We start from the raw sequence: 12,272 nt of genomic DNA, 5'->3' as shown, positions 1-12,272 counted from the left end.
TTGACGGATTGGGCAATGGCGGCGGCGAGCCAGCGGCGATGGGTCATCCTCACGTTCCTTCGGATGCGCTACATGTCGCAGGCTCGGCTTCGAATGGGGCGCTTCGGTGGCGTGGGGCAGGAGTTTCGGCGGCGCCTCTAGCGAGTTCGCTCAGTCCAGCCGGATGACCGAGATCAGCCGCCCGTAGTCACTCTCGAGCCGGTGCGTCGCGCGGCGATAGGAGAAGAACGCCTCGGGCTCGCGATAGGTGCAGCGGCCGATCCACTCGGCCTCGACTCCGGCGGCGCGCAGGCGGCTCAAGCCAAAGCCCGGCAGGTCGAACATCAGCCGGTCGCCCTTGCCCTGCGCGAAGTGTCGCGAGGCCTCGGGGTTCTCGACGATGAAGTCGTCGAGCATCTCCGGCCCGACCTCGTAGGCCGCCTGGCTGATCGACGGCCCAATCGCCGCGCGGATCCGCGACCGTCCGGCCCCGAGGTCCACCATCGCCTCGACCGTGTTCTCGATGACCCCGCCGAGCGCTCCCTTCCAGCCCGCATGCGCGGCGCCGACGACGCCCGCCTCGGCATCGGCCAGAAGGATCGGCATGCAATCGGCGGTCAGGATCCCCAGCGCGACGCCGGGCACACGCGTGACCATCGCGTCGGCCGGACGCTCGCCGGCCCCGCCGTGTTCGATCACCGACACGTCGGCGGAGTGGATCTGCGGCACGGTCGCCAGCGCCTCGCGCGGCACTCCCATCTCGTCAGCCACGCGGGCGCGATTGATGCGCACCACGTGGGCCTGATCGCTCGAACTGAGCCCGCAGTTCAGCCCGGCGAAAACGCCGGACGAGGCGCCGCCGCGGCGCGTGAAGAATCCGTGTCGGATGGGCGACAGCAGGTCCGAAGTCAGAAAGGCGAGGCTCACCTTGCCTCCAATCCCGGCGGAGGGCCGATTTCATCGTGGAAAGACATCACCTTGAAAAGATGTCCCATTTCCTCGGGGTGCGTCAATCGCCGATGCGCGGCCACATGGGTTTCGAGTTCGGTTCCGGTCAGCCCCCGCGCCAGCGTCCGGGCGCGGTCGGTGATGCCCAGCCGTTCCAGCCACACGCCCTGCGGGGTGACGGTGCTCGCGGCACAGGGGGCGGCCTCGGCCAGAGCGCCGAAATCAACATGCGCGGTCAAGTCAGCCTGACCGGGTCGGGCGAGGGGGTTTTCCTTCTCGTGACCTCGAACCGCCTGAAACGTGTCCCCCAGCAGGCCGTCCTGCCCATAATCGAACATCAGCGCCACGCCGCCCCGGCTGGCGATCCGATCGCCGATCGTCGCGGCAACGGCACGCGCCGCGCCGCTCGTCTCGATCATATGGCCCGGCCCGGTGTCGGCAAGGCGCGGCTCGAGCTCGGCGTAGCGGGTGACCTCGGCCAGCGCGAAACCCAGGGCGCCGTCCTGCAGGCCGACCATCCGCTCGCGCCAACCCTCACCGTCGCGCAGGAACTGGCGGACAGGCAGCGCGTCGAAGAACTCGTTGGCGATCAGGAACAGCGGCCCCGCGTCGGGCAGAGCCTCGACCGTGTCGCAGAAGGTCGGAGCGTATCCCGCCAGCGCCCTGGCCTGCGCCACGCGCAGGGGCGGAGATACCTCGACCAGCGCCAGCCGCATCGCGCCATGGAACCCGGGTACCGCCCGCGTCGCGCGCAGAGCGTCGGCCATCAACGTCCCGCGCCCGGAGCCAAGCTCGGCCAGCGCGAAGGGATCGGGCCTATCGCGTTCGATCCAGGACTGCGCGAGCGCCAGCCCGATCAGCTCGCCGAACATCTGGCTGATCTCGGGGGCGGTGATGAAATCCCCCGCTGCGCCCAAGGGATCGCGGGTGGTATAGTAGCCGTGGCGCGGGTGCATCAGGCAGGCGGCCATGTATTCGGCCACTGTCATCGGCCCCGTCGCCGCGATCTGCCGGGCGAGGATCTCGGCCAGCGGCGTCATCGCCGCCGGCGTGCGTTGAGGACAAGGGCCGCCCCGATCGCCAGCATCGGCAGCGACAGAAGCTGCCCCATCGACAGCCCGGCCCCGCCGATCTGCACGACGTAGCCCATCGGGTTGCTGTCGGTGATGAACTGCGGATCGGCCTGGCGCACCAGCTCGACCAGCATCCGCGACACGGCGTAGCCCATCAGGAACACGCCGGTCAGCGCGCCGGGACGTTTGAACCAGCCCCGTCGGAACGCCAGCACGATCAGCAGCGCGCCCAGCACCAGCCCTTCAAGCGCGGCCTCGTAAAGCTGCGAGGGGTGGCGGGCGCACAGCCCCTCGATCCCCGGGCAATGCTGCGCTGCGGGCCCGGGAAAGATCACGCCCCACGGCGCGTCCGTCGGTCGCCCCCAGAGCTCAGCGTTGATGAAATTCGCGATCCGCCCCAGCAGCAGCCCCGGCGGCGTCGCCAGCGCCATGAGGTCCAGCATCGACAGAACCCGGATCCCGCGCGTCCGGGCGAACCACAGACCCGCGGCTGCGACGCCGATCATTCCGCCATGGAACGCCATGCCACCCTGCCAGATCGCGGGGATTTGCAACGGGTTCTCGAAGTAATAGGCGGGCTGGTAGAACAGCACGAATCCCAGCCGCCCGCCGATCAGGATGCCGAGGATCACCGCGGTCATCAGGTCCTCGACATCCTTCGCCGTGAAGGGCGACAGGTCGCCGGGCCACAGCGCCGGGCGCCGCACGGCCATCGTGGCGAGGCGCCAGCCCAGCAGGATGCCCACGATATAGGCCAGCGCATACCAGCGCAGGGCTAGCGTGAAGCCGCCCAGATTGATCGAGAAGATCTCGGGGGTGATGTCGGGGAAGGGGATGGCCAGCAGCATGCGGCGGAGAAAGCGGTCGGGTGCGGCGGAAGTCAACCTTGAGATTCGCGGTTGCGGCACTCATATCTGTGGTAAGCACACCAAGGGGGCCACGATGCAGACGCGCAACAAGATGTTCGATGACCTGAGCCAGTTGATGACCAACGCCATGGGCGTCGCGCAAGGTGCGCGGTCCGAGGCCGAGACCGCCATGAAGGGCATGATCGATCGCTGGCTTGCTGACCGCGACTTCGTCACCCGCGAGGAATTCGACGCGGTGCGCGCCATGGCGCAGAAGGCCCGCGAAGAGAACGAGGCGCTGAAGGCCCGCCTCGACGCGCTCGAAGGGCAGAACCAGCCCTCCTGAGCGCACCGCCTTTTATCCTGCCGAAAGGATCTCGGGGTGCGGGGCAGGGTCCTGACCCCCGAACACCTCTTCGAAGGTCTGCCGCAGCGCGACATCCACATCGCCCAGCGTGACCGGCAGGCCCAGATCGACCAGGCTCGTCACGCCGTGCTCGCGGATCCCGCAGGGCACGATGCCGCCGAAATGCGACAGGTCGGGCTCCACGTTGATCGCCAGCCCGTGCATCGACACCCACTTCTTCAGGCGCACGCCGATCGCCGCGACCTTGTCCTCGCGAGGGGCACCGTCCGGCCCCGGCGCCTTCTCGGGGCGCACCACCCAAACCCCCACGCGGCCTTCCCGAATCTCTCCGCTCACGTTGAACCGGTCGAGCGTGGCGATCACCCACGCCTCCATCTGTGCGACGAAGCGGCGCACGTCACGCCCCCGCGCGGCCACGTCGAGCATGACATAGACGACCCGCTGCCCCGGCCCGTGATAGGTGTATTGCCCGCCCCGCCGCGTCTCGAACACCGGGAAGCGGTCCGGATCGACCAGATCTTCCGCCCTCGCCGAGGTTCCGGCGGTATAAAGCGGCGGATGCTCCAGCAGCCAGATCAGCTCGTCAGCCTCACCCTCGCGGATCGCGGCGGCGCGGGCTTCCATCTCGGCCACGGCGGCCTCGTAGGCCACCGGGGCCTCGCTCACGCGCCATTCGACCATCGTTTTCTCCTTGCGAGTCGCTGCTCGTAAATTTCGCGAAAAAAACCGCTTTTCAACCGCGAACGTGTCGGCTAAACCCCCGCCACCCGGTCGCGGGAGCACTTGCGGTCGTGGCGGAATGGTAGACGCGCAGCGTTGAGGTCGCTGTGGGGTAACACCCGTGGAGGTTCAAGTCCTCTCGACCGCACCACTCCCCGGCCGGGTCATTCAGACATCGTCGAACTGCCAAAGGCGCGTGCAAGGCGCCCGGCAAAGCTGCGTCGCATCCCGGACGGCCCACATATACAGGCGTTTCGGCAAATCGGCGGACACTTGCTTGCATTACCGGTGACCGTTTGCTTTGCTTCGGCCAAACGAACCGCGGACGACAATGCGGGAACAGGGGAGATGCTGGTGCTGGACACCCGAAGCGAACAAGCGTTCGTCGAATTCGATCGCGTGCAAAAGAGCTATGACGGCGAAACGCTCGTCGTGAAGGACCTCAACCTGGCCATCGGGAAGGGCGAGTTCCTGACCATGCTCGGGCCGTCGGGTTCGGGCAAGACCACCTGCCTGATGATGCTCGCGGGGTTCGAGACCGCCACCCACGGCGAGATCAGGCTCGACGGCAAAGAGATCAACAACATCCCGCCGCACAAGCGCGGGATCGGGATGGTCTTTCAGAACTACGCCCTGTTTCCGCACATGACGGTGGCCGAGAACCTCGCCTTCCCGCTAGAAGTGCGCAACATCGGCAAGTCCGAGCGCGAAACCAAGATCAAGCGCGCGCTCGACATGGTGCAGATGGGCGATTTCGGCGGACGCCGTCCCGCCCAGCTTTCGGGCGGCCAGCAGCAGCGGATCGCCCTGGCCCGCGCGCTGGTCTTCGAGCCTGAGCTGGTGCTGATGGACGAACCCTTGGGCGCGCTCGACAAGCAGCTGCGCGAGACGCTCCAGTTCGAGATCACGCGCCTGGCCCACGACCTCGGCATCACCGTGGTCTACGTGACCCACGACCAGACCGAGGCGCTGACCATGTCGGACCGGGTCGCGGTCTTCGACGATGGCCGCATTCAGCAGCTCGCCGCGCCGGACGAACTGTACGAGCGCCCGGAAAACAGCTTCGTCGCCCAGTTCATCGGCGAGAACAACACGCTCGAAGGCACCGTCACCAAGCTCTCCGGCGACCGCTGCATCGTGAAGCTGGACCAGACGGGCGAGCATATCGACGCGCTGCCGGTCAACGTGAAGAAAGAGGGCGACCGCACCCTCGTGTCGATCCGCCCCGAGCGGGTGGAGTTCGACCCCCAGCTTGGTCCCGACGCCCATACGCTCGACGCCGAGGTCCTCGAATTCATCTACATGGGAGACGTCTTCCGCACCCGCCTCAGGGTCGCCGGACGGGACGACTTCATCGTCAAGACACGCAACCGCGCCGATCAGAAGCGCCTGTCGCCCGGCGACAGGATCAAGATCGGCTGGCTGCCGCAGGATTGCCGCGCGCTCGACACCTGAGCCGTGGCCAAGCCGCGCCCCTCGGGCCCGAAGGCGCGGCGCGATTTTCAAACGGGCGATCCAACAAGGAGAGATTACGTGAAACTCAAGACAACCCTTCTGGCCAGCGCCGCGCTCTGCGTCGCGACTGGCGCTGTGGCTCAAGAGCAGGCGTCCGAAAGCCCCGTTGCCGGCGAGCCGATGGCCGACGAGATGACCATCGTCTCCTGGGGCGGCGCCTATCAGGACAGCCAGCTCAAGGCCTATGTCGAGCCCTATCTCGAGATGAATCCCGACGTCAGCGTGACGTGGGATGAATCCTCGGCCGAGGCCGTGGCCCAGCTGCGCGCCATGAGCGAAGCCAACAACATGACGTGGGACCTCGTCGACGTCACCGCCGCCGACGCGATGCGCCTGTGCGACGAAGGCCTCGCGATGGAAGTCGACATCGACGACCTTGCGGCCCCGGCGCCTGACGGCACCCCGGCCTCCGAGGATTTCGGCGATGAGATGCTGGTCTCGGACTGCTTCATCCCGCAGATCGCCTATTCCTACACCTTCGGCTATCGCAACGACGTCGCGGAATGGGACGGCGAAACGCCCACCGAAATCTGCGACATCTTCGACACCGAGACGTTCCCGGGTCAGCGCAGCCTCGAAAAGCGTCCGCACAACAACCTCGAATGGGCCCTGATGTGCGATGGCGTCCCGCAGGACGAGATCTACGAGACGCTCGAAACCGACGAGGGCGTCGATCGCGCGCTTGCCAAGCTCGACGAGATCAAAGACCAGACGGTCTGGTGGACCTCGGGCGCCGATACGCCGCAGCTTCTGGCCGACGGCGAGATCGTGATGGGGTCGTCCTACAACGGCCGTCTCTTCTCGCTGATCGTCGAACAGGACCAGCCGGTGTCGATGATGTGGGACGCGCAGTCCTATGACCTCGACGGCTGGATCATCCCCGAGGGCCTGTCCGACGAAGAAGAGAACCGCGTGCGTGACTTCCTGTGGTTCGCCACGGACACCCAGCGCCTGGCCGATCAGGCCAAGTACATCTCGTACGGCCCGGCCCGTGCCAGCTCGGCCCCGATGGTAGGCGAGCATGCCGAGCTCGGCGTCGACATGGCGCCGCACATGCCGACCAACCCGGACAACGCCTCGAACGCGTTCGTCCAGAACTACGAGTGGTGGGCCGACTACCGCGACGACCTGGACTCGCGCTTCCAGGCGTGGCTCGCGCAGTAAGACCTGCGATCCTCGATCGTCTTGCGGGACCGTTCCTGACGGTCCCGCCCCCTGTCCCGGCCTTTCGTGGCGCGGGGCAGGGGATCGGTCGCGGCCTTGGCGCCGCGTTCAGAGACCGATGGAAGTTGTACCGAACTCTCACGGGAGTCAGACCATGCCGAAAGGCTACATCATCGGCCATATCCGGGTCACGGATCCCGAAGGCTATCCCGAATACGTCCAGAAGGACACGCCCATCCTCGAGGCACACGGCGCCCGCTTCATCGTCCGCGGTGGCCGCTCGGAGACGCCGGAAGGGGAAGAGATGGGCCGCCACGTCGTGATCGAGTTCGACAGCTACGAGAAGGCCCGCGAGGCCTATTTCGACCCCGAATACCAAGCGGTTGCGGATATCCGGCGCGCCTGCGCCGAGTCCACGATCATCCTCGTGGAGGGCGCGGAATGAGATCCGGCGCACTTTCGCACCGCCCCGCAAGCCACTGGAATCGCGGCACGTATCGCACGGCCGCCGCCCGCGCAGACGAGGCCACACGATGAGCTCAGCGACCGATCCCGACGCCTTCACAGGCGCGACCCCGGACAACGCCCTTCGCGACGCCGACCGCGCAGCCGGACCCATGTTGGCAGCCGACGGCACGCCGCTGAAGCGGTCGTTGAACCGGGCGCTACGGGCCCAGAAGCTGCGTGCGCTCGGCCTGATCGCGCCGCTTCTGCTTTTCATCATCATCACCTTCATCGCGCCGATCGCGGACATGCTGTTCCGCTCGGTCGAGAACGACATCGTCAGCCAGACGCTGCCCCGCACCGTCGTCGCCCTCGAAGACTGGAACGGCGAAGGCGCCCCCGACGAAGAGACCTTTCGTGCCCTCGGCGCCGACCTCGTCGTCGCAGCCGAGCTAAAGAACCACACCCGCCTCGGCTCGCGGCTGAACTACGAAACGGTGGGGATGTCGTCGCTGTTCCGGCAGTCGGGGCGCGATGTGGACGATATCGGCGAGGTCTATGCCGACCAGTTCATCGTCCTGAGCGAGGCCTGGGAAGAGCCGGCCACGTGGGTCGCCCTCATGGCTGATCCCGATTGGGTCGCGGAGCAGTCTGAATGGGCCGCCCAGGAAGACCCGATCGGCCCCGAGCCCGCATTCGCGCTGTCGGAGCAGGCCCAGGAGGCGCTGCCCCGCACTGCGCGCAGCTACGCCCAGTTCGCGCAGATCATCCAGTCCGAAGACGAGGACTCGCCGACCGAGGAAGAGCCCTGGAACATCGTCTACCAGGCCCTCTACGAGGACCTGTCGCAGGGCTACGTCACCGGCATCTATTCGGGCGAACTGGCCCAGCTTCTCGACAATGCCGCCAGCGCGGTCGGCGGGTTCGAGCAGATGTCCGTGCGCGACTTCTTCCTCGAGGAGGTCGACGACGATTGGGCCGACCCCGAGGTCTGGGGTACGATCAAGGCGTTCTCGTCGCCCTACACGGCCGGTTACTTCCTGTCGTCGGTCGACATGCAACTGACCCCGCAGGGGATCGAGTCCCAGCCCGAGGACCAGCAGATCTACATGCTGCTGTTCCAGCGCACCATGTTCATGTCGCTGACGATCATGTTCTCGTGCATCCTGCTGGGCTATCCGATCGCGTTCCTGCTGTCGAACCTGCCCCTGCGCACGTCGAACCTATTGCTGATCCTCGTCCTGCTGCCCTTCTGGACCTCGCTTCTGGTCCGCACCTCGGCGTGGAAGGTGCTGCTTCAACAGGAGGGGGTCATCAACGACATCCTCGTCTGGATCGGGCTGATCGGGGATGGCAGTCGATTGCAGCTCATCAACAACCAGACCGGCACGATCATCGCGATGACGCATATCCTCCTGCCGTTCATGATCCTGCCGCTCTATTCGGTGATGAAGACGATCCCGCCCCACTACGTCCGCGCTGCCAAATCCCTTGGCGCGACGCCGTGGACGGCTTTCTGGCGGGTCTACTTCCCGCAATCGGTGCCGGGCATCGGCGCGGGCAGCATCCTCGTGTTCATCCTGTCGATCGGCTACTACATCACCCCCGAGATCGTCGGCGGCACCACCGGCACGTTCATCTCGAACCGGATCGCCTATCACATCTCGTCCTCGCTCAACTGGGGTCTTGCCGCGGCCCTGGGCTCGATCCTGCTCGCGCTCGTTCTGGTGCTCTACTACCTCTACGACCGCATCGTGGGCATCGACAACGTGAGCCTCGGCTAAAGGAGATCGGAATCATGGAACTCCCCCCCTATGCCTCGCTGGGCGAAAAGATCTGGCACTACACCTATCTGGTGCTCTGCGGTCTGATCTTCTTCTTCCTGATCGCGCCGATCCTCACGATCATCCCGCTGTCGTTCAACGCCGAGAACTTCTTCACCTTCACGCCCGGGATGCTGGCGCTCGATCCCGACGCTTATTCGCTGAAGCACTACAGGGACTTCTTCACGAACTCGCAGTGGCAGGACGCGATGTGGAACTCGATCAAGATCGCGCCGGTGGCGACGCTGATCTCGGTCGGGTTGGGCACGCTGGCGGCGGTGGGGCTGTCGCAGTCCCACGTCCCGTTCCGGCGGGCGATCATGGCGATCCTGATCTCGCCGATGATCGTGCCGCTCATCATCTCGGCGGCGGGGATGTACTTCTTCTATTCGCGCCTCGGGATGCAAGGCACCTATTGGGGCGTCGTCCTGGCGCACGCCGCCCTCGGCATTCCCTTCGTCATCATCACTGTGACGGCGACGCTGGTGGGCTTCGACCGGTCGCTGACGCGCGCCTCGGCCAACCTCGGCGCGGGGCCGGTGCGCACGTTCTTCAAGGTGCAGATGCCGTTGATCCTGCCGGGCGTGATCTCGGGCGGCCTGTTCGCCTTCATCACGTCCTTCGACGAGGTCGTGGTGGTGCTGTTCGTCGGCTCGGCGGGGCAGAAGACGCTGCCGTGGCAGATGTTCATCGGCCTGCGCGAACAGATCTCGCCCACGATCCTGGCCGTCGCGACGATCCTCGTGACGATCTCGATCCTGCTGCTGACCGGGGTCGAGCTGCTCCGCCGCCGCTCGGAAAAGATGCGGGGCATGTCGCCGGGCTGATCCGGCACGGCATTGCGAACCCGGACGGGGAGGGCGCAGGCCCTCCTCGTCTTCATTCCGGGGGTCAGGGCAGTATCAGCAGCCAGACCCAGACGCTGAGGATCGAGAACGCGGTTCCCATCAGCACCCCGGAAGCCGCCGATCGCTGCGCCCTCCCATAGATGTTCGCGAAGATGTAGGTGTTGACGCCGGGCGCCATCGCCGCGGTCAGCACCGCTGCGCGCAACTGGTCGACGGACAGGTCCAGAAGCTCGCCGATGACCCATGCGACGCCCGGATGAAGGATCAGCGACGCCGTGCAGATCAGCGCGATGATCCTGACGTCGCCCTCGATCTTGTAGCGGAAAAGGATGCCACCCAGCCCGAACAGCGCTGCGGGCAGGGCCGAGCGGATGATCAGGTCCAGCGCGTCGTTGGCGACCTCGGGCAGGGTGATGCCGGTGAGGTTCACGATGAAGCCAAGGGCGATGCCGATGACCAGCGAGTTGTGGAACATCGCGCGCATGACCTTGCGCGGCAACCCCGACAACGGCTCGCCCCGGGCGCGGACGAACTCCATCGCGGTGACGCCGACGAGGTAGCAGAAAGGCGCGTGGATCGCGATGATCGCGTAGTTGAAGCGAAGATTTTCGGTCCCGAAGGCTCGTTCGGCAATCGGCAGGCCCAACAGGACCGAGTTCGAGAAGAGCCCGCAGAACCCGATCGCGATGGCGTCCTCCCAGCTCCGACCGAAGAGGCGGGCGCCCAGCAGGCCCGCGGCGAATCCGGTGATCGCGCCGGCGTAGAAGGAGAGCAGCAGCGGCCATGTGAACTCGTCGCCGAGGTCGATCTCGACGATGCCGCGGAACAGCAGGCAGGGGATCGCGAAGCCCTGCGTGTAGGACATCAGGCCCTCGACACCCGTATCCGCGAAAAGCCCCCGCCAGACCGCGACGTAGCCCACCCCGATCAGCAGAAAGACCGGCAGCAGGACCTCGAGCATGGCGCTCATGCGTCGTCCAGTTCGAGCACCATCATGTCATGTGCAGGTTCGACATGGTCCGGGGTTTCGACCCGCAGCGTCTCGTAATCCAGGTCGGTATGCAGGTTGGTCAGCACCGCCCGTTTCGGCCGCGCCCGATCGATCCAGCCGAGGGTCTGGGCCAGGTGCGAATGGCTCGGGTGCGGCTGGCGGCGCAGCGCGTCCACCACCCAGATGTCGAGGCCTTCGAGCCGGGGCCAGGCGGCCGCGGGGATGTCGCTGACGTCGGGCAGGTAGGCGAGTCCGCCGACGCGGAAGCCGAGCGAGGTGATCCTGCCGTGCTCGACCTCGAACGGGTGCAGGGTCAGGGGACCTCCGGCGCCGTCGATCTCGATCGTGCCCTCGATGCGGCGATGTTCGAGGATCGGGGGGTAGTCCGATCCCGCAGGTCTCTCGAACGCATAGGCAAAGCGGGTGCGGATGTCGTGCGCGGCACTGTCGGTCATCCAGACGTCGATCCGGTGACCCTTGTTCATCACCACCATCCGCAGATCATCCATGCCGTGGCAGTGGTCCGCGTGCTCGTGCGTCATCACGACGGCGTCGAGGCTGCCCACGCCGGCGTCGAGAAGCTGCGCCCGCATGTCGGGCGAGCAGTCGATCAGGACGCGGGTGGTGCCGGTCCCGCTGGTCCGTTCGACCAGCATCGAGCATCGGCGGCGGGTGTTCTTCGGGTTGCCGGGGTCGCAATTGCCCCAATGCCCGCCGAGGCGCGGTACGCCGCCGGACGATCCGCAGCCGAGGATCGTGAAGCGCAGGCTCATGCGGCCTTCCAGAAAAGGCGCTCGAAATTCTCTTCGGTGCGGGCGGCGAAGGTCTCGAAGTCGAGGCCGAAGGTCTCGGCCGCGGCCCGCGCCGTATGGGCGGTATAGGCGGGCTCGTTGCGCTTGCCGCGATAGGGCGGCGGCGCGAGGTAGGGGCTGTCCGTCTCGACCAGGATCCGGTCGAGCGGCGCCTCGCGGAAGATGTCGCGCAGGTCTTGCGACTTCTTGAAGGCGGTGATCCCCGACATCGACAGGTAGAACCCGAGGTCGAGCGCCACGCGCGCCAGCTCGGCCGAGGACGAGAAGCAGTGCATCACGCAAGGGTAGGGGCCGTTCGCGTACTCTTCCGAAAGGATGCGGGCCATGTCCTCGTCCGCGTCGCGCGAATGGATGATGAGGGGCAGGTTGGTCCGCCGCGCAGCCTCGATATGCAGGCGCAGGCTTTGCTGCTGCAGATCGGCGCTTTCCGCGGTGTAGTGGTAGTCGAGGCCCGTCTCGCCGATCCCGACCATCTTGGGATGCTCGGAAAGCGCGACAAGCTCGTCCACCGTCGCCATCGGTTCGTCAGCGACGCTCATCGGGTGCGTGCCGGCGGCCCAGAACACGCCAAGGTGCTCTTCGGCTATGGCGCGGACGGAGGGGGCGTTCTTCAACCTGGTGCAGATCGTCACCATGCGGTGGACGCCGGCCTCGCGGGCGCGGGCGACGACATCTGCGCGCTCGTCGGCGAAATCCGGGAAATCCAGGTGGCAGTGGCTGTCGGTGATCTGGGGCATATC

The 12,272-nt window shown here is 66.4% G+C and carries 12 protein-coding genes, 1 tRNA gene and 1 pseudogene; 7 read left to right on the top strand and 7 right to left on the bottom strand.

Features of this window, described 5'->3' with window-relative positions; all coding sequences use genetic code 11:
* Positions 1-150: 150 nt before the first annotated feature.
* From pgeF to lgt, 3 genes are read right to left on the bottom strand one after another with little or no spacing between them, the layout of a single operon-like run.
* On the bottom strand, positions 151-906 hold the full coding sequence (gene pgeF, locus PAM7066_RS07460; protein ID WP_085853517.1) for a peptidoglycan editing factor PgeF: 756 nt from the start codon (positions 904-906) through the stop codon (positions 151-153).
* Entirely contained in the window at positions 903-1,967 is a 1,065-nt protein-coding gene (locus PAM7066_RS07455) for a class I SAM-dependent methyltransferase (RefSeq protein ID WP_085853516.1), read from the bottom strand. Before PAM7066_RS07455 ends, pgeF begins: the two co-directional genes overlap by 4 nt.
* Positions 1,964-2,848, bottom strand: coding sequence for a prolipoprotein diacylglyceryl transferase (gene lgt / locus PAM7066_RS07450; protein ID WP_085853515.1), 885 nt, complete (start codon positions 2,846-2,848; stop codon positions 1,964-1,966). Before lgt ends, PAM7066_RS07455 begins: the two co-directional genes overlap by 4 nt.
* Before the next feature lie 94 nt (positions 2,849-2,942).
* Between lgt and PAM7066_RS07445 the strand changes: the two genes are divergently transcribed.
* The gene (locus tag PAM7066_RS07445; protein WP_085853514.1) at positions 2,943-3,194 is read left to right on the top strand and encodes an accessory factor UbiK family protein; all 252 of its coding nucleotides are present in this window, start codon (positions 2,943-2,945) and stop codon (positions 3,192-3,194) included.
* 12 nt (positions 3,195-3,206) lie between these two features.
* On the opposite strand, the gene lipB is transcribed toward PAM7066_RS07445, so the two are convergent.
* Positions 3,207-3,998, bottom strand: a complete 792-nt coding sequence (gene lipB, locus PAM7066_RS07440) for a lipoyl(octanoyl) transferase LipB (RefSeq protein WP_276326065.1) — start codon at positions 3,996-3,998, stop codon at positions 3,207-3,209.
* 2 nt (positions 3,999-4,000) lie between these two features.
* On the opposite strand from lipB, the gene PAM7066_RS07435 reads away from it, so the two are divergent.
* The 6 genes and pseudogenes from PAM7066_RS07435 to PAM7066_RS07410 all read left to right on the top strand — a co-directional run.
* A tRNA-Leu gene (locus PAM7066_RS07435) sits at positions 4,001-4,086 on the top strand.
* Positions 4,087-4,283: 197 nt separating this feature from the next.
* A complete protein-coding gene (locus PAM7066_RS07430) occupies positions 4,284-5,390 on the top strand; it encodes an ABC transporter ATP-binding protein (protein WP_370738084.1) in 1,107 nt (368 codons plus the stop codon).
* A gap of 78 nt (positions 5,391-5,468) precedes the next feature.
* Positions 5,469-6,614, top strand: coding sequence for an extracellular solute-binding protein (locus PAM7066_RS07425; RefSeq protein ID WP_085853512.1), 1,146 nt, complete (start codon positions 5,469-5,471; stop codon positions 6,612-6,614).
* A gap of 154 nt (positions 6,615-6,768) precedes the next feature.
* Positions 6,769-7,059, top strand: coding sequence for a DUF1330 domain-containing protein (locus tag PAM7066_RS07420; protein WP_085853511.1), 291 nt, complete (start codon positions 6,769-6,771; stop codon positions 7,057-7,059).
* Between the two features lie 88 nt (positions 7,060-7,147).
* Positions 7,148-8,842: an ABC transporter permease gene (locus PAM7066_RS07415; RefSeq protein WP_085853510.1), complete on the top strand. Its 1,695-nt coding sequence runs from the start codon at positions 7,148-7,150 to the stop codon at positions 8,840-8,842.
* 14 nt (positions 8,843-8,856) lie between these two features.
* A pseudogene (locus PAM7066_RS07410) lies at positions 8,857-9,708 on the top strand (ABC transporter permease); the annotation flags it as partial.
* 64 nt (positions 9,709-9,772) lie between these two features.
* Here the strand turns inward: PAM7066_RS07410 and PAM7066_RS07405 are convergent.
* Genes PAM7066_RS07405 through PAM7066_RS07395 form a run of 3 tightly spaced genes read right to left on the bottom strand, consistent with a single transcriptional unit; the run spans position 9,773 to position 12,269 of the window.
* Positions 9,773-10,699 (bottom strand): AEC family transporter, encoded by a 927-nt coding sequence (locus PAM7066_RS07405; RefSeq protein ID WP_085853508.1) that lies wholly within the window; start codon positions 10,697-10,699, stop codon positions 9,773-9,775.
* Positions 10,696-11,493, bottom strand: coding sequence for an MBL fold metallo-hydrolase (locus PAM7066_RS07400; RefSeq protein WP_085853507.1), 798 nt, complete (start codon positions 11,491-11,493; stop codon positions 10,696-10,698). The genes PAM7066_RS07405 and PAM7066_RS07400 overlap by 4 nt, the downstream gene beginning before the upstream one ends.
* Positions 11,490-12,269: a TatD family hydrolase gene (locus PAM7066_RS07395; RefSeq protein WP_085853506.1), complete on the bottom strand. Its 780-nt coding sequence runs from the start codon at positions 12,267-12,269 to the stop codon at positions 11,490-11,492. Before PAM7066_RS07395 ends, PAM7066_RS07400 begins: the two co-directional genes overlap by 4 nt.
* Positions 12,270-12,272: the final 3 nt, after the last annotated feature.

It is taken from the genome of Palleronia marisminoris (genome assembly GCF_900172315.1).
GTDB classification, from domain to species: domain Bacteria; phylum Pseudomonadota; class Alphaproteobacteria; order Rhodobacterales; family Rhodobacteraceae; genus Palleronia; species Palleronia marisminoris.
This window is presented reverse-complemented; position numbering and strand designations above follow the sequence as displayed.

What these genes read in the sequence shown, in the direction of transcription:
- PAM7066_RS07405 (WP_085853508.1), bottom strand. Translation starts at nt 10,699, where the DNA reads ATGAGCGCCATGCTCGAGGTCCTGCTGCCGGTCTTTCTGCTGATCGGG.
- lgt (WP_085853515.1), bottom strand. Translation starts at nt 2,848, where the DNA reads ATGCTGCTGGCCATCCCCTTCCCCGACATCACCCCCGAGATCTTCTCG.
- PAM7066_RS07420 (WP_085853511.1), top strand. Translation starts at nt 6,769, where the DNA reads ATGCCGAAAGGCTACATCATCGGCCATATCCGGGTCACGGATCCCGAA.
- PAM7066_RS07455 (WP_085853516.1), bottom strand. Translation starts at nt 1,967, where the DNA reads ATGACGCCGCTGGCCGAGATCCTCGCCCGGCAGATCGCGGCGACGGGG.
- PAM7066_RS07430 (WP_370738084.1), top strand. Translation starts at nt 4,284, where the DNA reads ATGCTGGTGCTGGACACCCGAAGCGAACAAGCGTTCGTCGAATTCGAT.
- PAM7066_RS07415 (WP_085853510.1), top strand. Translation starts at nt 7,148, where the DNA reads ATGAGCTCAGCGACCGATCCCGACGCCTTCACAGGCGCGACCCCGGAC.
- PAM7066_RS07445 (WP_085853514.1), top strand. Translation starts at nt 2,943, where the DNA reads ATGCAGACGCGCAACAAGATGTTCGATGACCTGAGCCAGTTGATGACC.
- PAM7066_RS07395 (WP_085853506.1), bottom strand. Translation starts at nt 12,269, where the DNA reads ATGCCCCAGATCACCGACAGCCACTGCCACCTGGATTTCCCGGATTTC.
- PAM7066_RS07400 (WP_085853507.1), bottom strand. Translation starts at nt 11,493, where the DNA reads ATGAGCCTGCGCTTCACGATCCTCGGCTGCGGATCGTCCGGCGGCGTA.